This is a genomic window from Roseibium sp. HPY-6 (genome assembly GCF_040530035.1).
In the GTDB taxonomy this organism is placed as follows: domain Bacteria; phylum Pseudomonadota; class Alphaproteobacteria; order Rhizobiales; family Stappiaceae; genus Roseibium.
In genome coordinates this window covers 1,859,736-1,883,585 of the sequence record NZ_JBEWCD010000002.1, presented here as the reverse complement: position 1 = coordinate 1,883,585, position 23,850 = coordinate 1,859,736, and the positions used below count along the sequence as shown (strand labels likewise).

18 protein-coding genes are annotated in these 23,850 nt (G+C 57.6%); 3 read left to right on the top strand and 15 right to left on the bottom strand.

The window, feature by feature from the left end:
- Genes pcaG through ABVF61_RS19925 form a run of 3 tightly spaced genes read left to right on the top strand, consistent with a single transcriptional unit; the run spans window position 1 to window position 2,835 of the window.
- Window positions 1-621 (top strand): protocatechuate 3,4-dioxygenase subunit alpha, encoded by a 621-nt coding sequence (gene pcaG, locus ABVF61_RS19935; RefSeq protein WP_353995278.1) that lies wholly within the window; start codon window positions 1-3, stop codon window positions 619-621.
- A gap of 9 nt (window positions 622-630) precedes the next feature.
- On the top strand, window positions 631-1,467 hold the full coding sequence (locus tag ABVF61_RS19930; protein ID WP_353995277.1) for a 3-oxoadipate:acetyl-CoA acetyltransferase: 837 nt from the start codon (window positions 631-633) through the stop codon (window positions 1,465-1,467).
- A gap of 54 nt (window positions 1,468-1,521) precedes the next feature.
- Entirely contained in the window at window positions 1,522-2,835 is a 1,314-nt protein-coding gene (locus ABVF61_RS19925) for a lyase family protein (protein ID WP_353995276.1), read from the top strand.
- An 8-nt stretch (window positions 2,836-2,843) separates the two neighbouring features.
- Here ABVF61_RS19925 and ABVF61_RS19920 read toward each other — a convergent pair whose 3' ends face one another.
- The 15 genes from ABVF61_RS19920 to hmgA all read right to left on the bottom strand — a co-directional run bounded on the left by ABVF61_RS19920 (window position 2,844) and on the right by hmgA (window position 23,672).
- Window positions 2,844-4,199: a TRAP transporter large permease gene (locus tag ABVF61_RS19920; protein WP_353995275.1), complete on the bottom strand. Its 1,356-nt coding sequence runs from the start codon at window positions 4,197-4,199 to the stop codon at window positions 2,844-2,846.
- Window positions 4,200-4,206: 7 nt separating this feature from the next.
- The gene (locus ABVF61_RS19915; RefSeq protein ID WP_353995274.1) at window positions 4,207-4,716 is read right to left on the bottom strand and encodes a TRAP transporter small permease; all 510 of its coding nucleotides are present in this window, start codon (window positions 4,714-4,716) and stop codon (window positions 4,207-4,209) included.
- Window positions 4,716-5,750, bottom strand: coding sequence for a TRAP transporter substrate-binding protein (locus ABVF61_RS19910; RefSeq protein WP_353995273.1), 1,035 nt, complete (start codon window positions 5,748-5,750; stop codon window positions 4,716-4,718). The genes ABVF61_RS19915 and ABVF61_RS19910 overlap by 1 nt, the downstream gene beginning before the upstream one ends.
- Before the next feature lie 409 nt (window positions 5,751-6,159).
- Window positions 6,160-7,530, bottom strand: a complete 1,371-nt coding sequence (locus tag ABVF61_RS19905) for an HlyD family type I secretion periplasmic adaptor subunit (protein WP_353995272.1) — start codon at window positions 7,528-7,530, stop codon at window positions 6,160-6,162.
- On the bottom strand, window positions 7,527-9,266 hold the full coding sequence (locus ABVF61_RS19900) for a type I secretion system permease/ATPase (RefSeq protein WP_353995271.1): 1,740 nt from the start codon (window positions 9,264-9,266) through the stop codon (window positions 7,527-7,529). Before ABVF61_RS19900 ends, ABVF61_RS19905 begins: the two co-directional genes overlap by 4 nt.
- A gap of 89 nt (window positions 9,267-9,355) precedes the next feature.
- Complete coding sequence (locus ABVF61_RS19895; RefSeq protein ID WP_353995270.1) at window positions 9,356-12,535, bottom strand: beta strand repeat-containing protein; 3,180 nt, start codon at window positions 12,533-12,535, stop codon at window positions 9,356-9,358.
- 427 nt (window positions 12,536-12,962) lie between these two features.
- Entirely contained in the window at window positions 12,963-13,946 is a 984-nt protein-coding gene (locus tag ABVF61_RS19890) for a LysR family transcriptional regulator (protein WP_353995269.1), read from the bottom strand.
- A gap of 463 nt (window positions 13,947-14,409) precedes the next feature.
- On the bottom strand, window positions 14,410-16,848 hold the full coding sequence (locus ABVF61_RS19885; RefSeq protein ID WP_353995268.1) for a methyl-accepting chemotaxis protein: 2,439 nt from the start codon (window positions 16,846-16,848) through the stop codon (window positions 14,410-14,412).
- Window positions 16,849-17,147: 299 nt separating this feature from the next.
- Window positions 17,148-17,345 carry a DUF2783 domain-containing protein gene (locus ABVF61_RS19880; RefSeq protein ID WP_353995267.1) on the bottom strand — a complete coding sequence of 66 codons (198 nt, stop codon included), beginning with the start codon at window positions 17,343-17,345 and terminating at the stop codon, window positions 17,148-17,150.
- Window positions 17,342-18,955, bottom strand: a complete 1,614-nt coding sequence (locus ABVF61_RS19875; RefSeq protein ID WP_353995266.1) for an FAD-dependent oxidoreductase — start codon at window positions 18,953-18,955, stop codon at window positions 17,342-17,344. Before ABVF61_RS19875 ends, ABVF61_RS19880 begins: the two co-directional genes overlap by 4 nt.
- 23 nt (window positions 18,956-18,978) lie before the next feature.
- Complete coding sequence (locus ABVF61_RS19870) at window positions 18,979-19,503, bottom strand: DinB family protein (RefSeq protein WP_353995265.1); 525 nt, start codon at window positions 19,501-19,503, stop codon at window positions 18,979-18,981.
- 8 nt (window positions 19,504-19,511) lie between these two features.
- On the bottom strand, window positions 19,512-20,114 hold the full coding sequence (locus tag ABVF61_RS19865) for a hypothetical protein (RefSeq protein ID WP_353995264.1): 603 nt from the start codon (window positions 20,112-20,114) through the stop codon (window positions 19,512-19,514).
- On the bottom strand, window positions 20,111-21,070 hold the full coding sequence (locus ABVF61_RS19860) for an MBL fold metallo-hydrolase (protein ID WP_353995263.1): 960 nt from the start codon (window positions 21,068-21,070) through the stop codon (window positions 20,111-20,113). The genes ABVF61_RS19865 and ABVF61_RS19860 overlap by 4 nt, the downstream gene beginning before the upstream one ends.
- A gap of 94 nt (window positions 21,071-21,164) precedes the next feature.
- Window positions 21,165-22,172 carry a fumarylacetoacetate hydrolase family protein gene (locus tag ABVF61_RS19855; RefSeq protein ID WP_353995262.1) on the bottom strand — a complete coding sequence of 336 codons (1,008 nt, stop codon included), beginning with the start codon at window positions 22,170-22,172 and terminating at the stop codon, window positions 21,165-21,167.
- 126 nt (window positions 22,173-22,298) lie between these two features.
- Complete coding sequence (hmgA, locus tag ABVF61_RS19850; protein WP_353995261.1) at window positions 22,299-23,672, bottom strand: homogentisate 1,2-dioxygenase; 1,374 nt, start codon at window positions 23,670-23,672, stop codon at window positions 22,299-22,301.
- Window positions 23,673-23,850 lie beyond the last annotated feature (178 nt).

Genomic DNA, 23,850 nt, shown 5'->3' with positions numbered 1-23,850 from the left:
ATGCACCAGACACTCGACTATCTGAAAGAAACGCCATCGCAGACCGCCGGCCCCTACGTGCATATCGGTCTTGCGCCCGGAGCGGCGGGATTTGAAATCTACAAGAATGAACTCGGCTGGGATATTGCAGGGCCAAATGCTGACGGCGAACGTATCCGCATCGAGGGCTGTGTGATCGACGGCATGGGATCGCCGATCAAGGATGTTCTCCTGGAAGCCTGGCAGGCCAACGCGGCCGGCACCTACGCCCACCCAGAAGCCGGCGGCACAGTGGAAGACGGCTTTCGTGGCTGGGGCCGCGTCATCACCGATTTTGAAACCGGTGAATGGGGCATCGACACCATAAAACCGGGGTCCGTGACCGATGGTACGGTGGGTGTCATGGCACCCCATATCAGCCTCTGGTTTGTCGCACGCGGCGTCAATATCGGTCTACACACGCGGCTTTACTTCGACGACGAGCATGACGCCAATGCGCATGACCCCGTTTTGAACCTTATCGAGTGGGAAAAGCGGCGCAAGACACTGATTGCCAAGCGGACCGAAAGGGATGGCAAGACAGTCTACCGCTTTGACATTAAGCTTCAGGGAGAAGACGAGACCGTCTTTTTCGATATCTGAGACCTCAACATGACCAAACCCTGCATCATCTGCGTTGCCATCACCGGATCGGTCGCGACCAAGGAAAACAATCCGGCCGTTCCGATTACGGTTTCAGAACAGCTTGAAAGCACGCACGAAGCTTTCGAGGCCGGTGCATCGATCGTCCACGCCCATGTGCGAAACGACGACCAGTCGCCAACCTCGGATCCGGAGAAGTTTGCCCGGCTGAAGGAAGGCCTGGAAAAGCACTGTCCGGGCATGATCATTCAATTCTCGACCGGCGGGCGCTCCGGCGCCGGGCAGGCGCGCGGTGGCATGCTGCCGTTGAAGCCGGACATGGCGTCGCTGTCGGTCGGCTCAAACAATTTCCCGACACGGGTCTATGAAAACCCGCCCGATCTCGTCGACTGGCTTGCAAGCGAAATGCGGACCCATGTCGTCAAGCCGGAGATCGAAGCGTTCGACCTCAGCCATATTCACCAGGCAGCTTCCATGAACCGTGATGGCCGCATCCCGGGAAAGCTCTACGTGCAGTTTGTCATGGGCGTCAAAAACGCCATGCCGGTCGACCGCGACGTGTTCGACTATTACATCAAGACGGTTGAAAGGCTCGTACCGGATGCCGAATGGTGTGCGGCTGGAATTGGCCGGCACCAGCTGACGGTGAACGAGTGGTGCATCGCGGAGGGCGGACACACGCGAACTGGCCTGGAAGACAATGTTCGGCTGGACAGGGAAACCCTCGCCCCGTCCAATGCCGCGCTCGTCAAGCGGGCGGCTGCGCTTTGCGAAAAGCACGAACGTCCTGTCGCAACCTGGCAGCAAGCCCGGGAAATACTCGACCTGCCACTTAAGGCCGCTTGACGTTCCGTGCCGCCTGGCTCTCAATTGAGGGCAACCTTTTGACAGTTGAGAGCCATGCCCCTTTCCCTGCTCGCAAGCCCGGTCCATTCCGGACTTTTTTCCGATGACAGTCTTCTGCCTTTGCTCAATGATGCGGCCGACATTGCGCACATGGTCCGTTTCGAGCGTGCGCTCGCCATCGTCCAGGGAAAGCTCGGGATCATTCCAGCCGACGCCGCAGCGGCCATCGCAACGCGTTTGCTGGATGCCTCACCTGCGCCAGAAACCCTTCAAGACGGCACCACGTCGGCGGGCGTTCCGGTACCAGCCCTTGTTGCTCAATTGCGCAAGATCGCCGGGGAAGACGCCGGAAAGTGGCTGCACTGGGGTGCGACCAGCCAGGACGTCATGGACACGGCGCAGATGCTTCAGATCAAAGCCTGCCTTGAGATTCTTGAAGCGCGTCTTGATCGGTTGATCAGCTCCCTGGAGATGCAAAGCCGCGAATATGCAGACCGGTTGCTGGCCGGCCGTACCCGCAGCCAGGTGTCGACACCGGTAACGCTTGGGTATCGGCTCGCCCAATGGGCGCATCCCCTGATCGATGCAGAAAACGGGCTGAGTGGGCTGAAGAAATCTGTTCTCAAGCTTCAGTTCGGCGGAGCATCGGGCATCAACGGTGCGATCGCCCCGGACGGGCCGCAGGTGGCGCGGGCCCTTGCCCTGGAACTCGGACTGGAAGACGGACCGTCCTGGCATGTGAACCGTTCGCCGCTTCTTGAGCTTGCGGCCTGGTTGCAGCGAGTCAGCGCTGCGCTTGGTAAAATGGCCGGAGATCTCATTCTTCTCGGCCGCTCGGACATTGGTGAAGTTTCAAGCGGCAGCGGGGGTGGCTCGTCCACCATGCCGCAAAAGGCGAACCCTGTGCAGGCGGAAGCCATTCTGGTCCTTGCCCAGATCGTCAATCAATCCCAAGGCACACTGGCTGCGGCTTCCGATCCCGTCGAGGAACGGGACGGCACAAAGTGGCCGCTTGAATGGATGATGGTCCCGCAAATGCTGATGGCAACCGGCACCGCGCTGCGGCACGCACACGCGCTCGCGGACAGTTTGAAACCGAACGATGTCCAATTGGATGCAACGCTATCAGCCAATCCTGAAATCATGGCCGAAACCGCAAGCTTCGCTCTTGCAAAGGCCGGTGTTCCGCGAGCGGATGCCAAGAACCTCGTCGCCAATGCTGCCGCCGATACGGCGCCCTTCGCAGACGCTCTTGCAAAACTGAGCCCCATTGAAATCGATTGGCACGATGTGCTCGATCCCCGCTCGGCCATTCAGCCGAGCCGGGAGATGTCGGACAAGATCTTCGCCAAGCGCGACCGCAGCTAGCCGGGGGCCTACCGCAGAACGGTCGGCAGCCAAAGGGTGATTGCCGGGAAACTCACCAGCAGGATCACACGGATAACCTCGGCCCCGAAGAACGGTGCAACGCCCTTGAAGGTCTCGATCATGGGCGTGTCGCGCGCGAGCGAGGAAATCACGAAGACATTCATGCCGACGGGTGGCGTGATCAGGCCGAGTTCGACCACAATCAGCGCCAGGATCCCGAACCAGATCTTCAGGTCTTCGGTGCTCATGCCGAAGCCTGCCCCGTCCGCGCCCTGATAAATGCCGCCATTGATCTCGACCAGCACCGGCCAGAAAAACGGAATGACAAGCAGGATCATGGAAAGGCTGTCCATCAGGCAGCCCAGAAAGATGAGCGCAATCAGCAAGATGATCAGCACCGTCATCGGCTCCAGGCCCGAGTTCGAGATCCAGGCGGCGGTTTCCTGGGGAAGTCCGACGCGGGACATGAAGATCTTCAGAAGTTCGGCACCCAGGATAATCAGGTAGATCATTCCGGAGGTGGCGGCCGTCTCCTTGAGCGCGGAGACAAAGTCAGTGCGTGACAGCTTTCTCTGGACGATGCCGAAAAACAGCACAAGGAACACGCCGACGGCGGCAGCCGGTGTCGGATTGAAAAAACCGAAATAGATGCCGCCGATCACCATACCGAAAATAATCAGCACAGGGATCATCCCGACTGTGGCTTCGACGAATTCGCTCCCGTCCGCAACGCCGCCCTTTGGACCAGCAGCCGGTCTGATGGCCACATAGACGGCGATGGTCAGGAGGAAAAGAACAACAGCCAGCAGGCCCGGAAGGAACGCTGCCATGAACATTGTGACGATATTCGCCTCAACGATCACGGCGTAGATGATCAGGACGACGGACGGCGGGATGAGAATGCCCAGAACGCCCCCGGCCGCGAGCGTTCCGGTGGCAAGCGCTCCTGAATAGTTGTAGCGGCGGAGCTCCGGCAAAGCGACCTTGCCCATCGTCGAAGCGGTCGCGAGAGAGGACCCGCAAACGGCGCCAAAGCCGGCACATCCGGCGATTGCCGCCATAGCTGTGCCGCCGCGCATCCAGCCGAGCCAGGCGTTCGCACCTCGAAACAGGGCCTGACTCAGACCGGTTTTCGACGCGATCGCTCCCATCAGGACAAACATGGGTACGACGGAAAGGTCGTAGATGGAGAACTGTCCGTAGGCCAGTGTCTTGAGCTGGCTGAGAACGAGCGCCGGACCGTTCAGCATCATTGTACCGACACCGCCAACCAGAATCATTGCGTAGGCGATCGGTATGCGAATGGCGATCAGGAGGATCAGCACGGCAAGTGCACCGAGGCCGAGCACGAGTGCGTCAGTCATCTGCTGATTATCCTTTCGACAGAACGTCTGCGTCGCGCAGCAAGGTGACGGCTGCCGCCACGGCGAGAAGAGCCAGCGAGATCAGGATTGGGATGAAGGCCAGCCAATGCGGGATTTGCAGGATTGTCGTGGTGTAGTCGTATTCGCGCTGATCAAGCATGCCGAAATACATGCGCCAGATCAGAAGAATGGCAAAACCGAGCGCGATCAGAGACCCAAGCAGTGTGAAAAACGCGATCATTCGTTTGGAAGCGCCCGAGGTAAAGATATCAGCCGACACGTTGGCGCCGACAAGCTGGCAGTAGGGCAGGAACGAAAAGACGGCGACTGCGACACCCATTTCAGTCAGTTCGAAATCGCCCGGAAAAGGCTTTCCAAACATCGATCCGATGATCGACACCATGTTCACCGCCACGACCAGGAGGAGCACGATGCCGCCCAGCAGCGCCCAGCCGGTGATCAGGCGGCTTGCAGCTCCGACAAGTCCGGAGCTGCCTTCCTGTTGATCCGCCGACATCAATTGGACGCGTTGCCGGCAACTGCAGCCTTGGCTTTTTCGACCAGGGCGTTGCCATCAATGCCTTTTTCGGCAACTTCGTTCACCCAGCGGTCGACCACTGGCGCCAGAACCTCGTTAAAGGCTGCAGTCTCTTCCGGCGTCAGCGTAATGTGTTTATTGCCGGCTTTCGTTGCCAGACCGATCCCGAAATCATCCGCACCGGCCCAGATGTTGCCGACCTCTTCCGCCCATGCCGTGTCGGACGCATCGAGAAATGCCTGCTTGATGTCATCCGGCAGCGCGTCCCAGCGCGCCTTGTTCATGGACACCTGAAAGACCGTTGTTCCGAAGCGTTCCTTGTCCGCGCCTTCGATCTGGAATTCGGTCTGCTCCTGGATCTTCAGCGGCGGAATGATCTCCCAGGGGATCATCGCGCCATCGATAACGCCTTTCTGAAGGGCCGTCGGCAGCTCCGGAACCGGCATTGCGACGGGAGACGCTCCGAGCGCTTCAATGACCCAGGCGCCTGTGCGGGTCGGAATACGGATCTTCTTGCCTTCAAGATCGGCCGGAGATCTGACCTCGGTGTCGGTCATATGGATGCCCTGCCCCGCATGAACGTGCAGAAACATGACTTCCACACCCTTGTAGTCATCCTTCAGGTCGCTCTCGAACAACTCTTTCAGCGCCAGATTTGTCGCCGCGGTGTCGTTCTTGTGGACGCCCGGCAATTCGAACACTTCCGACCGCGGGAAGAGGCCTGGCGTATATCCATTCACGGTCCAGACGAGATCAACGACACCATCGCGGACCTGATTGATCAGTTCGGGCGGACGGCCTCCCAGCGTCATTGCCGGATAGATTTCGATCGAGACCTTGCCGCCGGAATTTTCTTCCACGCGCTTTGCCCAGGGCACCAGCATCTGCGCATGTGCAGGGGCTTTTTCACCAATGAAATGGTGCAGCTTGAATTCGTGATCAGCTGCCAGAACGGGCGTTCCGCTGAACACCATCATTGCGGCCCCCAGGATCAATTTCTTAAAGTTGCTCATGATTCCTCCTCCAAGTGAGACACGCTCACAGTCTTTTATCCACTTACCGCCAGACGACCCATGGACCAGTTGACGCAGTATTTTCAGCGGCGTCATAACGCCGGCCGGCAGACCAGGTGACCGCGAACAAGCAACCGGCGCCTTCCCTCGGGAGACACTATCACCACGCACGCATGCTGCGACAAACGAGAGGCCGTTTTATCGTTATCGGCTCATAGTCATTAATTAGTTTAGGAATGTAAATTGAGATATAGGGCCAGATACTTTCCGTTTTTGGCAAGAAAAGTATCGGCTTTTGCGCGAACACACACAGACGTGGTGCAGCGCATCCTTCGCAAGTGAAACACAGATAAAGAATGACAAATCAAAAATCGGGCCGGGACCCCTGACCCGGGGTCCCGGCCATACGTCACTCGATGAAAGTGCGTGACAGTCTCTCGCTGAGCGGTTGGGCGAGGTAGCTGAGCGCGGTGCGCTCTCCCGTTCTAATGAAGAGATCCGCCGGCATTCCCGGAACAAGTTCCAGCTTGTCGACATCGGCCGACTGTTTCGCGTCCAGCCTGATACGCGCCACATAAAAGGCGTCTCCTGTCCGCTCGTCCGTGACTGCATCAGCGGAGATATCGAAAATGCGTCCCTTTGCTTCGGGGATCTCTTCCTGGTCAAACGCACTGAGGCGTATGCGAGACGCCTGCCCGACGGAAAGCTTCTCGATGTCGGCTGTGTTGATGCGTGCTTCGACAACCAGTTCTTCGCTGAGCGGCACAAGCTCGAGAATATCCTCTCCCGGCCTGACCACACCGCCCAGCGTATGCAGCGCCATGTTGACGACGGTGCCGCTGACGGGCGCACTCACGACGACGCGTTTCTGGCGTTCCACCGCACCCTTGAATTGCGGTTCCACGGCAGCGAGCTGTCCCTCGACCGCAGCGAGACCCTCCGTCGCCGCTTCAAGTCTCTGTTTCTGCGCACTGACGTCATTGAGCTCCAATTCGCCAATTTCATTGCGCGCGCGCGCCTGATCTGTTCTCAGCGCGGCCTCAAGCCCGACCAGACGTTCGATTTCCAAGCGAATGGAATTGATCCTTGCTGCCGTCACGAGCCCTTTTTCAAACAGGGTCTGCAGGGATTCCAGTTCACTGGTGGAAATCGCGTGCTGGCGCTCGTTGGACCGGCGCTGTTCTTCCAGGCCGGCTATTTCGTCCTGCAGCGCGTTAATGCGCCGTTTCAGAACGTCTTTTTCGCTGGACCGGGCCCGTGCCTCGGTGTCGAACACTCTTTTCTGGGTGAGATAGGCGCTCTCCCAGAGAACATCGGGGACATCTTCTACAATGAGCGCTTCGACATCGCTTCTGCGAAAAGCTCCCGCCTGGCTGATCTGCGCAAGAAGACGGGCACGACGCGCGGTGAGCTCTCCGATCTGACTGCTTAAGACGGTAAGATCAACATCTGCCTCGGTGCTGTCGAAGACCACAAGCGGCTGACCCGCTTCCACGATATCGCCATCTGTGACGAACAACTCGCGCACGATACCGCCGTCGAGATGCTGAACCGTCTTGCGATTTCCGTCTACAACAAAGGACGCCTGGGCAACAACCGCACCGTCGAGTTTTGTCTGAAGAGACCAGTAGGCGGCTCCTCCCACAAAAAGCGCCAGAACGACGAACCCGAGAAAGACAAGGAAACCGATGCGCGGTTCGCCAATTTCTTTCACATCATCTGTTTTCTGCGAAAGGTGCGAGACGTGGCGGTTTTGATGAGAAAGTGTCAGTTCTTTCATTGGACTGCCCTTTCCTGAACAGGTTTGTCGATAGTGCCGCCTTGTTGACGGCTCGCCGGGAGAACGTTGCGTTTCGTTTCGCGCAAGACATCGTCGCGGTTTCCGAAAGCTGTCTGAACGCCGTTATTGAGAACCAGCACCTTGTCGACGACCTGCAACGTGCTTGGACGGTGGGTCATCATGACAACGATGCTGCCGCGCTCCTGCATGGACCGGATCGCTTTGTGAAGCGCGGCCTCACCGGCGGAATCCAGGTCCGAATTCGGCTCGTCCAGAACCAACAGGAACGGGTTTCCATAAAGCGCGCGGGCAAGCGCAATCCGCTGCCGCTGTCCGCCGGACAAGAAAAAACCGTTGCCAATCCTGGTCTCATAGCCATCGGGCAGATTGGAGATCAGATCGTGGACGTCTGCGGCAAGAGCCGCTTCCAGAACAAGTCCGTCGTCAATCTCGGCGGCAAACCGTGCGATGTTCTCCCGGATGGTGCCGTCAAAGAGAGCTATTTCCTGTGGCAGATACCCGATATGGCTTCCCAGTTCTTCCGGATCCCATTTTGCGGTCGGGTTACCGTCGAGGCGCACTGTCCCCCGCTGAGGTGCCCAGACACCCGCCAGCATCTTGGCGAGCGTTGATTTTCCCGATGCGCTCGGTCCGATCACCGCAACAGCGTCTCCGGCCTGGAGGTTCATGCGAATATCGGAAAGCGTCGCGTTTTGCGCTGTGGGCGGCCCCGCCTTCTGGATTGCGACACTCACGGAAACCTGGGGCCTTGGAAGATGAAGGCGTTTCGGTTCGACCGGGTAGTCGTGGACCAGTTTTCTCAGCTTGCCGTAGGATCCGGTCGCTGCAAGAAAGCTCCTCCATTGCCCGATGAGCTGATCGATGGGGGCAAGTGCCCGGCCAAGAACAATGGTTGCGGCAATCATGATACCGGCAGAACTTTCACCAGTGATCGCCAGCGCCGCGCCCAGACCGAGGATAGCCGACTGCAGTCCGGTGCGCAGTGTTTTGGAGGTGACTGAAAACGTCGAGATGCGATCATTCACCCGTGTCTTCAGCCGATGTGCTTCAAGCTGGAGATCGCGCCAGCGGTGCGCCAGGTCACTGTGCATGCCCATCGCATGGATGATTTCCGCGTTTGCCTCGCCAGCCCGGTAGAGCGTGTCGCTGCGCCGGCGGGCTTCGGCAGCTTCCATCATCGTGTTGTGGCTGCGCGCATTGTTGATGAGAGCAAGAATTGTCAGAACGATTGCGCCCGCCAATCCCAGATGACCGAGATACGGATGAAGGATGTAGAGAACGCCGATATAGACCGGGATCCAGGGAGCGTCGAAAAATGCAAGCAGCGTGCTTCCGGACAGGAAATCGCGAAAACCATTGACGTCTTCAATCGAGTTGTCGCTTGAAGCTAGGTTGCCTTCGACTTTCCGGCGCATGGCGGCATTGAGGACCGGTACGCCGACTTTCAGCTCGAACTTTGCGCCCAGCCTGTTCAGCATGCGCTGTCGGATCCAGTCGAGCAGACCTGTGACCACAAAGACGCCGCCAAGCAGCAGCGTGAGTGCGATGAGCGTATCCATGTTCTGGCTGGTCAGGACGCGGTCGTAGACCTGAAGCATGTAAAGCGGTGCGGCGAGTGCCAGAATGTTCAGCGCCATGCTGAAGAGCGCGATTGCGAGGAAACCGGCACTGAGTGAAGACCAGGCGTGCCGGACAGGAGAGATCTTGCGGAACATATGCTTGCTCCAATTCACGGGGTTCGGGTCAAAAAATCTGGAAAGCCACAGGGTGGCGACAGCGGCCACCGCCACCCTGAGCAACTGGCTTAGACGAGGAAGTCGTCTTCGCTCAGTTGCGACGCGTCGACGTTGACCAGGCGCAGTGTGCTGTCCGACCCGAAGGACAGGACTGCATCCGAGCCATCTTGGACCGCGCCGGACAGAACTTCGGCCACGTCGAAATCAGGCGCAAAATCGCCACCTGAAATCAGATCCGAGCCGAGTTCGAAGTCGCTAACGGTGTCTGCACCGAGGCTGGCAACGAAGATGTCGGAGCCATCGCCACCTTCGAGCAGGTCGTCACCTCCGGCACCGTTCAGGACGTTGTCAAAACCGCTGCCGGTGATGACATCTCCGTCGTTGGACCCGATGACGTTTTCGATCGAGCTGAGGACATCCGTCTCAACGCGGTTTTCGATAACGTCTTCTCCGACAACGCCGGTGTTGGTGATCGGCTCCACGGCATCGAGTGTCGCTCCGGCATCCACAAGCGTATCCTGGACAACCGGGCCGTTCTGGCCGGCTGGCGCGTTGTGCAGATGGATGGCTGAAACAACACCGGGGATCGGCGTCGAAAGGTCCGCTTCGTTGAGGCCAGACACATCGAGAATGCTCGAATAGGTGACTTCACCTGTTGTGAGGTTCTGGACGATCGTGACCGTCGCCTCACCTGTTGCCTCGCTGTCGGAAAGCGGTCCAGGCTCCTGCGCGGCATCCAGCCCACCGGACAGCTCGATCGTGCGAATGCCGTGTTCAGTGACATCGCTGTCAACGAGCAGCTGACCTCTGATCTCACCACCGGGGAAGTCCGACGTGTGGATGTTGTAGTAGAGGTTTCCGGCAACAGCCTGATCAACGAATGCGGCACCGTCGGCAATGGCTGATCCGAACTGGGCAGGCGCTGCAACCACGGCATTGTCGACACGGACGGTAAAGCCGGTATCCCGGGTTGCCGTTCCGTTGCCATTGGCACCGAGGTTGACGTTCACCGCGACATCCAGATCAGAGAAATCTGCCGTATCGGTACCTTCTCCGCCGTCCAGGAAGTCGTTGCCAAGACCGCCAACGAGAACGTTGTCGCCATCACCTGCGATCAGCGTATCGTCTCCGGCACCGCCGTCGATGACACCGTCCACGAGGCCAAGATCGACGAAGATGTCTTCGCCACCTCCAAGCAGGACGTTGCCGTCGATGATGCCGCCATCGTTGACGATGGTAACGTCACCGGCGTCGCGCGCATCAATTGCGTTGACCCTGCCGGAGATCTCGCCCTCGTTGATGATGGCACCCAGGATATCAAGACCACCGTCGATCCGGATACCGGCTGCTGCATCGGACTCGTCCGAACCGGCTATGACACCCTCGTTCTCGACAAGACCGGCAAACCCGGCATCTTCCACGCTCGAGAACAGACGCAGGCCGTCGCCGACCGTGTTTCCTTCGGTTGCGTCTCCGCCGCCGAAGATAGCGCCCTGGTTGAGGATTGAAGCCGAGACGATATCGCCGTCGACATCACCGGTCTGGAGCGAGACGCCGGAGGCGTTGTTACCGTTTGCGTCGACCGTTCCCTGGTTGGTGAAGGTGTAGTTGTCGGCGGTGCCGTCGGCATAGACGGTTCCGTTCCGCTGTGTGCCGGTCGCCAGGATTGCGCCCTGGTTGACCACATCCAGGCCTTCGCCGTCGATGTTCAGTGCCCGGCTGTCGGACGAAACAATACCCTGGTTGATGAAGGAACCACCGGAATGATCGCCGGTACCGAAATAGACGCCGTTTTGCGCACCGGCAAACACACCGCCTTCTTCGTTCACCAGAGAACCCTGGAAGTCCACACCGTTGACCGCCCGGAACGCACCGACGGTACCTTGCTGGCTTTCCGCCGTGACAATCCCGGAGTTGGTGATTGAACCGGTGAAGAGTGCGGCGGCAAAACCACCTTCGCTCAAGCGAACCCCTTCCAGCCGGATACCGTCTCCGGCAGTGCCTGCACCCGCGGAAGCCTGACCGCGACCGTTGATCGTGCCGGCGTTATCCACTTCAACGTCGCCATTGCCGTCCGCTGCCAGCGACAGGGAGATACCGGCACCGTCATTGTGTTCACCGGCATCAATGACACCGTTTGGAAGGTTGGTGATCGAATAGTCACGCGCTGTGTCATCGGCATAGATTGTGCCGTTGCGCTGATCACCTGTGCCGACAATGTCGCCGCCATTGAGCAGGTCGACACCGGACCCGTCAATGTTCACCGCACGGCTACCGGACTGGATCGTGCCGAAGTTCTGAACGCTGAGATCATGTTCGGCATCACCAATGTAAAGACCGTTGCGTGGGCCTTCGATCGTGCCTGTGCTGGAGTTGAAGATCCGGCCCTCGGCCGCAACGCCATCGGCAATCCGGATACCGGCCGTTGTGCCCTGGTTGCTTTCGGTGCTGATGAGGCCGCTGTTGAAGATATCGGTCTCAAGGACAGCGCCTTCAGCACCGTCATCAATCCGGATACCGTCACCGGCAAGCGGTGTGTTGGAGGCAGCTTGGTCGCCACGGCCCTGGATGACGGCACCGAAGCCGTTGAAGATGGTGCCTTCCACGACATCGTTCAGCTCATCACCAACTTCGAGCGAGATACCTGCGCCCTGGTTGCCTTCACCGGCGTCAATCGTTCCGCCTGTGAAGTTGCTGATCGAAAAGTCTTCCGCTGTGCTGTTGGTATAGATCGTGCCGTTGCGCTGATCGCCCGTACCGACAATGTCGCCGAAGTTCCGAACGCTGACGCCCTCGCCCTGGATGTCGACTGCACGGCTGTCGGAGGAGATCACGCCGCCGCTGAAGTTATCCAGCCGTCCGGAGGATTGAGCATCGGCAAACTGAACACCGTTGAACTCGCCGTCGACGATGCCGAAGTTGCGGATGTCCGCACTGCCGCTGACCTGAATACCGGTCGCAAGCGCATCAGGACCGCTGTTGGCCTCGATGCGGGCGTTGCGGAAATTGAAGACCTGCGCATCTTCACCACCGATGGAAACGGCGGCAGCCGCATTGTTGGTGGTCACCTGACCGAAGTTCAGAAAACGCGCAAAGTCGTTGTCGAGAACGAAGGCCGGCGTGTTGTCGACGACCACGTTGTTGAAAACGCCGTTCGTCAGCGACTGGCCGTCACGAACTGTTTCTTGTGCCAGTGTGGACGTCGTGAGCAATCGCGCCCGAATACCGGCAAGCATCCCAGATACCATTTGGAAATCTCCATGAGTTTTGTGGCCCGGGTACACCCTCTGCACGATGGCGCCCGGCACTCATGGATCTGTTGCGAGTGGCTCAATTCTTGAAATTCATATTGCCAATACGCGCCATAACCTTTCGAAATAATCACGGATGACGTGACTGCGACCTTAAATTTTCTATATACTTTACAAGGCTTTGCGTGTTTTTGATGAAAATCGGATTCTATTTGTTCAACTGAGATGGAAAAAACGTGAAGTAATTTCGCACTTGCAGATCCAAACGGGCGTTCCCGCCAAAGCGAGGCATGCCGAAAAGACACCTGGTGGCGGTCGGACAGAGTTCAAAAAACCACGCCGGACGCAGCCCGATATTGGACAGAATGATTTTTGAGGAGCCAGTTTCACGAACCGGATGGGCGGTGCCAGGGTTCAGCGCCCTTTACAAAGCGGCGACACCGCTTTCGACCGGCGAGCGTGACATGCCGGCAGCCGCTCCGATCGTTCCGCACGGAGGCGACTGGGCAATGAATGCCCTGATCGACGAGATGACGCCGAAACGCGAATATCGCCGGCGCGTGATTGCGCCGAGTTCGCGCAGCCTGCCCGCATCATCGAACGGAACAAAGGTCAGCCCAAGGTTGTCGCGCTTGAATTGCTCCGCAGCAATCGCATTCACGATCGTGCAGGCATCTGTATGCGCCAGGTGACGGCAAAGCGTTTCGAAGCGCGCAGACCTGACATCGATGCCAAGGCGCTCGGCGGCATCGGAAGAAGAGGCCGGAAGGTCTTTTTCAAGATCGTATCCGAAAGGCACATCGAAGCGGATCAGGTATTCAGCCGGAACCTCTTTCGCGCGTATGCCGTCCTTGTTTGCGAGAACATGATCTTTGCGCATACCCAGATAGAGCGGTTCCTGCCAGAGCGCGGTGAATTGAGGTGCCTCCTCACCGGCGTCGCCATAGATCATTGTGTGGCTGTTTCTCGAAATCAGCGCCGCATCCAATTGCATCTGCTCGACCATGCGCGACAATTCGAGCGGTTTTTCCTCGACGATCACCAATTTCAGGTCCGGAAAGAGCTCCGCAGTCATGTCGAGAAAATACCCGGAGAGATAAGCTGCGAGCGTCGGCGTCATGCCAAGGCGGAAAGGCGTTGCCTCCAGCTTGCGATGCTCCTGCGCGGTCTCGGAGATCCGGTCAACCAGACCATTTATCTCAAGCGCCATATCAACGATTTGCTCGCCGAACTTGGTCAGCAGAACTTCGTTGCGGGTCCGTTCGAAAATCTGAACCCCGAGTTCTGCTTCAAGCTTCTTAATCTGGTTTGAAAGAGCCGGCTGGCTAACATGAACGGCGCGAGACGCACGGGTAAAATTCTTGTGGTGCGCCACGGCGGCGACGTATTGCAGGTCCCGAAGATTCATGTGTGTCCAGCGGTGTCCGGTTGCCGTTACGCGCCAACGTGTGGTGCGCGAGCCCTTTCGTAAAGTGACAATGTTTTGACCGCACTTGTGACCAGGCCACGGTGAGCTCGGGTTATTCGACTTCAGATGGCCAAAACTGCGGCAATTTCAGATGTAACGCTGAAGTCGCCCAGGTTATTACTCAGGTAATCTTTGAACCAGTTGAGTAGTTTTATCTTTTGAGAACGAATGCCTGTCTCTCCTTCTTCAAAACGACAGATAACCGCAGAATTCAGCACGTGAATAAATTTAATACTTTTCGGTATTTAAATAGTTTTCCGACAAAGCAACAGATTCAGTAGCTTTTCGCGAGATGTATCAGCTTCACATTGATTTGAGACGCAGTTGCAGCGTGGCCAAATTTTTTGCTCAAAACTAAAAAGGGCGGCTGATGTGCCGCCCCTTTTGCAAAGACTTGCCGGATTCAGACAGCGGCGACGCGGTCGAGGAAGGTCTCGATGCCTTTCTTCAAGGCAGTGCTTCGGTCGCTCAAGTCGCTGGAGGCCGACTGAACGCTGCCCGAAACATCCTTGGTTTCGTCCACGGCTTCCGTGAGCTGGGAAATATTCGCTCGAACAGACATTGTGCTCTCGGCCGCCCTTTGGACGTTGCCGGAGATTTCGTTCGTGGCCGCACCTTGCTGAGAGACTGCCGACGATATTCCCTGCGTATAGCCGTTGACTTCCTCCATCGTGTCGGAAATCGAGCCAATCGCTTTCACGGCATCGGTCGTGGATTCCTGAATGGTCTGGATCTGGGACGAGATTTCCTCGGTCGCCTTGGAGGTCTGGGTCGCCAGTTCCTTCACTTCGGCTGCAACAACGGCAAAGCCCTTGCCCGCCTCGCCGGCACGTGCTGCCTCGATCGTCGCGTTCAGTGCTAGCAGATTTGTCTGTTCCGCAATCGCCTGAATCAGGCTGACGACTTCACCGATTTTCGAAGCCGCCTGGGCCAGATCCTGAACCTTGGTGTTCGTATCGTGCACGGCGCCTGTCGCGCTCGTCACGATATCCGAAGAGCGCCGCACCTGCTCGCCGATTTCGGCAATAGAAGCGGATAGTTCTTCTGCCGCACTGGCGACGTTTTCAACGCTGCTTGATGCATCCTCGCTCACGCGCGACGTATCGCCCGCCTGCTCGGCGCTGTTTTCGGCAATTTGACCAAGCGTCGATGCCGTCCCAGCCATACCGGCCGCCGTTTCATCAAGCGCTCCGAGCAGAACCTGGACTTCCTGACGGAACCCGTCGATCAGACCATCGACCTCGGCCTGGCGGTCATTCTGCTCTTGCCGGTGGGCGCTTGCCTCGCTTTCCAGGCGGACGCGTTCTCGCGCATTCTCCTGGAATACCTGCACGGTGCGGCTCATGTCGCCGATTTCATCGCGCTGGTCTGTTGTCGGCACTTCGACTTCGGTATCGCCTTCGGCAAGGCGTCCCATGGCTTCGGTCAGCGCACGCGTCGGTCTCGTGATCAGCAAGGACAACACAAAGGCAAGCAGTCCGCCGACCACAACAGCAGCAACGAGAGCTGCCGCAATGAGGCCAAGCGCGGTATTTGCGCGCGCGGAAGCACTGGCTGACTGGTCCTCGGCAAGGTTGGTAATGACCCGGCGGACATCGCCCGATATTGCCGAAAGAGCCTTGTGCTTCGCATCGAACGTTTCCTTTGCGGCAACCATACCGGCAAACTCAGCTTCGTACGTATTCACTTCCTGATCGATTGCAGCCACCGCGTCTGCGATTTCCGGGAAGGCTGCGCTGTCGGCCTTGAGCGTGTTGGCAAGATTCCTGATGATACCGATGCGCATTTGAACCGCATCCGCGCCCATCGATTCAAATCCGGCAAAGAACTCCATGGTTGCCGACCTGATTTCAAGTGAAGCCCGCAGGAATTTCGCTACGTTGACGTCCACAAGACTGACAATACCCAGCTTTGACTGCGCACCACCGGCCACTTTCTTGGCCGCGTCCGAAGCGACGTAGACAGCCTTGCGCAGCGTCGAAGCCTCCAGGTTCAGCGCTTTCAGGTCACTGCCGACCTGTTTGGCGATTTCGCGTGGCATTGGGGCGGCGGTTTCGCCCTCCGGCTTCGGTACAATTTCGGCTATTGCAGCGGTCTTGGCGGCAAGATCTTTCATCGTGCCCGGATCGACCCCGTCAACCTTGAGTTTGGCGGCCTTCTTGGACGTCTTTACGAGCGATGCGACTTCATCAATGACCATCTGACTTTCGGCAGCCGGCAGGTCACCGAACAAGGCTGCCTTTTTGATTGCTGCTTCCAACTCGGACGATTTGTCCTCGATCTGGGACAGCATCCGGCCGACCTTGTCGGCCCGGTTGCGTGTGCTCGTTGCCTTCTTGGCCGCTGCACCGGCTTCGCGCTGAATTTTCGTCATCTGATCGGTGATTTCAACCGCCAGCGTTTCCAACCCAAGCGCGGAGTGAAGCAACTTGTCGACCTGTGTCTTGCGGCTGTCGACTGCCGAAACGACTCCCTGAAACTCTTCCCCAAGGCGTCCAACGAGCGCAATCGCTTCCGCCGTATTGCCTTGTCCGGACGACGGGCTGGAAACCTCATCAAGGGACTGCAGGGCTTCCTGAAGCCGGTCGATTTGCACCGTCGCGGCTTCCGCCAGTTCGATACTGCCTTCCGCCATGTAGGTTTCTTGTGCCTGCGCAACCTGCTGAAGGCTCGCAATGGCCGTGGTCGCCTTTGCACTGACGTCGGACTGAGCCCTCAGGCCAAGAATTGCAATCGTCCCGACGGCACCCACCGCGGCCGAAACAAGTATCATTGTGACGAAGCCGCCACCAACCTTGGTAGAAAGGCGCGCGTTCTTAAAAGGCTTAAGTATCCTGGACATCGTTCCCCCAACACTTTGTTCAAGTAAACCGGGGGTTGGATAAACATTTCATGAAGAGTTGTGGCTGCGGCGTGGGCCCAAGTTGAGTAAATTAAATAAAGCTGAAAAATGTCATTTTGATCATGGACATAAACCAAAAAACAAGCCGGCCTTTTTTTGCCCGAATTAAATAGAGGCTGCATTCGTGCGATTGAGGTACGCCTCCAATACCATCTGAAATAGAACTAAGGCGCTAAATCGAATCCGTTACTCTACTTACTCGATGCAAACAAAGGCGAACTCTCTACTACTATTTGTGCTTAGATTCGTTCAGCCCGGGCTTCATCAAGGAGCCTTTTCAGTGATTGAAGATCGCCAATATGGTTGGCCATCAGCAAGATGAGCCGGGCGTTGTAGGCATCGCTTTCCTGTTTGCTCAGACCTTCATGTGCCGCCAACAAATCTGCATAAAAGGCATCAGGAGCCTCCAGGTTCGGCCGTAAAACTTCTTCGGTCATTGCAAGCCTCTTCCTATTGCCTTTTCGATCGCCTGGTCGACCATATCCCGGTCATAGTGTTGCCACCGCGCAGCAACGTGCTGGTCAGGGCGGATCAGATAGACCGCAGCAGCGGCGTTTCCAAGATATCTTTGCGCCAGTTCCGGACTGAATTCGTCGTTTGCGACCGTCAGCCCCTTGACCGGAACGCCGTTGAGTTCTGTAACCGCCGGCACCTCAATCCCGCATCCCAGAAGAAGGAAATCGCCCCCCAACCGGTCGAGCAACCAGCCACCGGATAGCGGTGCGTCTGCAACAGGACTTCCCGGACGGGTCCGATCCGGCAGTTTCTTGTCATCCGCGCCGTTGAGCGGTGACCCGTCATAAGTGCAGGGAACCGACAGGCGTCCGGAATTTACAAGCGGACGCGCAAAGGCGTGATGCTCGGACAAGTCCAGAACCGCGTCCCGAAAAATCCGGCTCATTTCCGATTTCGGTGTGATGAAGTCCGTCGAGCGGGAGCTTTGCAGTATGTTTTCATCCGCCCCCAGTTCTCTTTCAAAGGAATAGCTGTCGAGCAGCGCTTCCGGAGCCGACCCATCCAGAACGAGTTTCAGTTTCCAGCCAAGATTGTCGGCATCCTGAAAACCGGAATTGGCCCCGCGTGCACCAAAGGGAGATACCTGATGCGCGCTATCGCCCGCGAAAATCACCCTGCCATGGCGGAACTGTTCCATGCGGCGACACTGGAAAGTGTAGATCGACACCCATTCCAGATCGAAGTCGACATCCTCGCCCAGCATCTGCTTAAGCCGCGGGATGACGTTTTCCGGCTTCTTCTCTTCTTCCTTGTCGATATCCCAACCGAGTTGAAGGTCGATGCGCCAGACGCCATCAGGTTGCTTGTGCAACAGCGCCGACTGATCCTTATTAAACGGCGGATCGAACCAGAACCAGCGCTCGGTTGGAAAATCCGCCTTCATGATGACATCGGCGATCAGGAAATTGTCTTCAAACACGCGCCCGACAAAATCGAGGTCGAGCATTCGGCGGGTTGGCGAATTGGCCCCATCGCAAGCGACCAGCCAATCGGCTTCCAGGTTATAAGCGCCCTCCTGCGTTTCGACCGTGACGAGTGTATGATCGTCGTAGCGGTGCAGGTTCTCCACCCTGTTGCCGCCGCGTATTTCCACGGGCTTGCCTTCCGCCTGCAGGGCCCGGATACGTTCGACGAGATACAGCTCGCAGTAATATTGCTGGAGATTGATGAAGGCAGGACGCTTGTGACCGTCTTCGGGCAGCAGGTTGAAATTATAGACCTGCCTGTCGCCGAAATAGACCTTGCCCAGGTTCCAGACGACGCCCTTCTCGACCATTTCGTTGCCGCATCCAAGCCGATCGAAGATTTCCAGCGAGCGCTTTGAAAAACAGATCGCCCTCGATCCGACGCTGACCTTGTCGTTGTCGTCGAGCACGACAACCGGAACATCTGCCTGGGCGAGGTCGATCGCCATGGCGAGGCCGACGGGGCCGGCACCGATGATGACGACCGGATGGCGCACAGGTGCTTGCGCGTCCTGATCGGCAGTGCGCTTGTAGGGATACAAAGGCACCTCAAAGAGTTTGGTCACAGGTTTACCTCCCGAATCCCGCGCTACATGTGTTTTCTGGCCACCGGGTGGCGGCCGAATTCAAGAAAGAAATCATCCAGTTGAGGCGGCGTTACACTGGTACCAGCCAGCATGGCATGTGCCTGTCCACGGTGATGAACCTGATGCTGAAAGAGGTGCAGCAACGTGTTGCCAATGGTCTCCTGCATGACGCCTTTGCTGCCCCGATCCTGCGCAATTTTCCTGTCCAGATCCGTTTCGCCAAGTTCATCACAGAACAGGATGAGTTGTTGGTCCTGCCAGGTTTGCGCCGAACGCAGCTTGTCCGCTGTTTCAAGATGAGGCGTATCGTAGACAGACAGGCCTTTGCCCTCCTCGCAAAGCGCATCCAGATAGTAGCGGTCGACTTCCCAGTTGTGATTGAGGGTTTTGCGAATGGACGGAAAAAAACCCGCCCGCTCGGCGTCGAACTCTGCCTGGCTGAGACGGCAACAGGCCTCATAGAGCATTTCATTGGCGTAGGCGTTGTTGCGTGCCATCAGCTGGAGTTGATGAAGGGCTGTAACCATGGAAACCCTCAATACAAGCCATATCGAGCATGAGAACTAACAAGCTCTTCGAGCTCCATTTCCAGATCTCCAACGCCGTCAAAAACCCGTTTTGCGCGATCGATCATATCATCTGAAGCAGGAAACAGCATTCCGCTGTGACAAAGGGCAGATTGCGACAGCACCAGCCGGTCTCCAGTCTCCAGGATTGGAGGGTTTGGAAACACACCGTTTGATGGGTATTTGGGCTCACGATGAAACTTCCATACGCTGCCGGTGTTTAGATTCAAAACAGCTAGGCCAAGCAAGAATTTTCGACCTTCCTCAACGGCGTAACCGCAGTCCCAAGACGCGGCATAACCTCTTCCAGGCAACAGGAATTTCAGGTCTCGCCCTTGCATCAATGGTGTCACGTTCACGTGGTTCTGATCGGTGACTTCGATAACAAGTTCCAAAGCCTCGCCATGGGGTTCTATCGAACGAATTTGCCGTTCGGTGCACTCAGCGAAACGTCCTGCCACTACGAATTCCGCACCGATGAGACGCTCAATACTTCCTGTACCCGAGTAGATGCATGCCACGGCAGTCGAGGCTTGCAAAACCAATACGGCGAATGCGCCCAGAAGTTTCATCCCTGCAGATCCGCCCACATCTTGGCGTCGCGCTCTGCCGTCCAGATGCGCGGTGTGTCGATGCCGAGTGCCTCGTCATAAGCCCGGGCGACATTGAACGGCAGGCAATGCTCGTAGATCGCGTAGTCCTTGAACTTCGGATCGCATTCGGCGCGGCAGGCATCCCAGGCCTCTTTCAGCGATCCGCCACCCTGGGCGATCCGGGCGACCGGCCGGTAGGTCGAGGACACGAAGTCGGCCGTGTTGGTCAGCGCCTTGCCAACCATCTCCTTGCCGACCAGCGCGTCACCGCGGCCCGGTGCGATGGCTTCCACATCGAAGGAACGGATCGCTTCAATCGTTGTCGGCCAGTCGTTGAAATGGCCGTCGCCGCAGTAACACGCGGAGTGGTACTCGACGATATCGCCGGTGAACATGACGTTCTGGTCCGGCACATGGATGACGATGTCACCCGCCGTATGCGCGCGCCCAAGGAAGCGCAGATCGACCCGGCGCTTGCCCAGATAAACGGTCATGCGGTCGTTGAAGGTGGTGGTCGGCCAGGTCAGGGGCGGAATGTCGTTGACGTTGTCATAGCCCATGAACAGACGCGGGAAACGCATGAATTCAGATTCCCGGTCTTCAGCACCCCGCTCGACCACCATGGAGCGGGCCTTCTGGCTCATGATAATGGTCGGTGCCTGATAGGCAGCAGCGCCCAGAACGCGCACGGCGTGATAATGGGTCAGCACAAGATGGCTGATCGGCTTGTCGGTGACGGAGCGCACCTTTTCGATCACCTTGCTGGCGAGTTCAGGTGTCGCCTGCGCCTCGATGATCATGACGCTGTCATCGCCGATGATGACGCCGGTATTCGGGTCTCCCTCGGCCGTAAAGGCCCACAGATCCTTGCCGATCTCGGTGAAGGAGATCTTCTTTTCCGCCATGTCACCGACAGATGCGAATTGCTTGCTCATGTTGCCTCCCGAGGCACATTTTCCGATAGATGCTGCCGCCGGAACTGTTCCGACGCTGGTTTGCAGTTTCTCAAAGAATGAGGGCTCGGCCCCGCTAGACCTTCTCCACCGTCTGTTCAATCGCCCCGAAAATCGAATGGCCCTCGCCGTCCACCATCTCGATGCGAACCGTGTCGCCGAATTTCATGAACGGGGTCTTGGCCTGACCGTCCTTGATGGTCTCGATCATGCGGATCTCGGCAATGCAGGAATAGCCGACGCCGCCTTCTGCGACCGGCTTTCCAGGTCCGCCGTCAAGCTTGTTAGAGACGGTGCCGGATCCTATAATCGCACCAGCGCCAAGGTCCCGCGATTTCGCGGCGTGAGCGATAAGCTGGCCGAAATCAAAGGTCATGTCGACGCCTGCCTCCGCACGGCCGAACGGGGCTCCGTTCAAATCCACATGGAGCGACAAATGCAGCTTGCCGTCCTTCCAGGCATCGCCCAGTTCATCCGGCGTAACGGCGACAGGGGAAAACGTAGAAGACGGTTTTGACTGGAAAAAACCGAAGCCCTTGCCGAGCTCTGCCGGAATGAGCCCGCGCAGGGACACGTCATTGACCAGCATCACAAGACGGATCGCGCCAAGCGCGTCCTCCGGGCTGGCACCCATCGGGACATCACCGGTGATGACGGCAATCTCGCCTTCCATATCAATGCCCCAGGCCTCGTCGCGCATTCTGATCGGATCACGTGGAGCAAGAAAAGTGTCGGAGCCTCCCTGATACATCAGCGGGTCCGTCCAGAAACTGTCCGGCATCTGGGCGCCTCTTGCCTTGCGCACAAGTTCCACGTGATTGACATAGGCAGAGCCGTCCGCCCACTGGTAGGCACGTGGTAGCGGCGAGAGGGCATCATGCTCGTGAAACCGGATTGTCGGCACGGCCTCGTGCGACAGGCTTTCCGCCAGAAGTGCAAGCTTCGGCGCGATAGAGTCCCAGTCGTCCAGCGCGGCCTGCAACGTCGGTGCGATGTGGCTGGCATCGGTGCAAAAGGTCAACCGATCGTTGACCACAACCAGCTTGCCGTCCCGGCTGCCATCCTTGAGCGTTGCCAGTTTCATGAAATTCAGCTCCTTGTGATTGTCAGGCCATCATGGGCGACAAAGGTTTTGCCAGAAAGGGCCTCAGCGGCTCAATGACGCCTTTTCTGCTTTGCACGTCAGCGCCCCTCGGAAGGGCACATTTTCTCAATCCTTGTTCCAGGTGCCCTCAGGGGTTCCATCGAACTTTTTCTCAAGAGACTCCCAGCAGTCAATATAGTCGTCCTGCAGCGGCGCTTCCTTGGCGGCAAATTCCGTCAGGTGCTGCGGAAAACGGGTCTCGAACATGAAGGACATGGTGTTGTCGAGCTTTTCCGCCTTGAGATCCGCGTTGGACGCACCCTCGAAGGCATTTTTGTCCGGCCCGTGTGGAAGCATCATGTTGTGGAGGCTCATGCCACCCGGCACAAACCCCTTGGGCTTGGCGTCATACTGGCCATAGATGTTGCCCATCAACTCGGACATGATGTTCTTGTGATACCAGGGCGGACGGAACGTATCTTCCATCACCATCCAGCGCTCCCGGAACAGCACGAAGTCGATGTTGGCCGTTCCCGGCACACCGGACGCGGCGGTCAGAACGGTGAAGATAGAGGGGTCGGGATGATCAAACAGGATCGCACCGATCGGGCAGTAGTTCCTCAGATCATATTTGCACGGCGCATAGTTGCCGTGCCACGCGACAACGTCGAGAGGCGAATGGCCAATCTTTGTCTCGTGGAACTGACCGCACCATTTCACCGTCAGCGTTGAAGGTGTTTCACGGTCTTCGAAACAGGCGACCGGGGTCTTGAAATCGCGTCTGTTTGCCATGCAGTTAGCGCCGATTGGCCCCCTTCCCGGCAGCTCGAATTTCTGTCCGTAATTCTCGCAGACGAACCCTCGTGCGGGACCCTTGACGACTTCGACCCGGTAGACCAGCCCGCGCGGGATGATGGCAATTTCCTTAGGCTCCAGCTCAATAACGCCGAGTTCCGTGCAGAACCTCAGGATCCCTTCCTGTGGCACCACCAGAAGCTCGCTATCGGCGGAAAAGAAGTATTCGTCTTCCATCGACCTGGTCACCAGATAAATGTGGCTCGCCATGCCAACCTGGGTATTGACGTCTCCGGCGGTTGTCATCGTGCGCATTCCGGTCAGCCAGGAAAGCTCTTCGCTGGAATGCGGCACCGGATCCCAGCGATATTGTCCAAGCGAAATCACATCGTCCGCAATGTTCGGAGCGCTCTTCCAATATGGCAGGTCGATCTTCTCAAAACGGCTTGTGTGCTTCACCGACGGACGGATGCGGTAGCACCAGGTTCTCTCGTTCTGGTGACTGGGAGCCGTGAACGCGGTGCCGGAAAGCTGTTCTCCGTAAAGACCATAAGCGCATTTCTGAGGGCTGTTCATGCCCTGCGGCAAGGACCCGGGCAGCGCCTCTGTCTCAAAGTCATTGCCGAATCCCGGCATATAGTCGAAGGCCACTGAATTGCGGCTGTCGCCGGACAAATTCCGAGTGCTGTCGGTTCTCTGATCCATGATGTCCTCCCGGTTCGGAGATAATTTAGTTACATATGTAACCAATTTCCCAAACGGGTTCAAGGAAGATCCGATACGTTTTTTCAAGCTTTTGATTTGTCGAAGTCTTTTTAATCTCAGAAAACAAATCCGGTTCCGGTGCTCCGGAAATCACACCACCTGTCTTGATCGTTTGTCC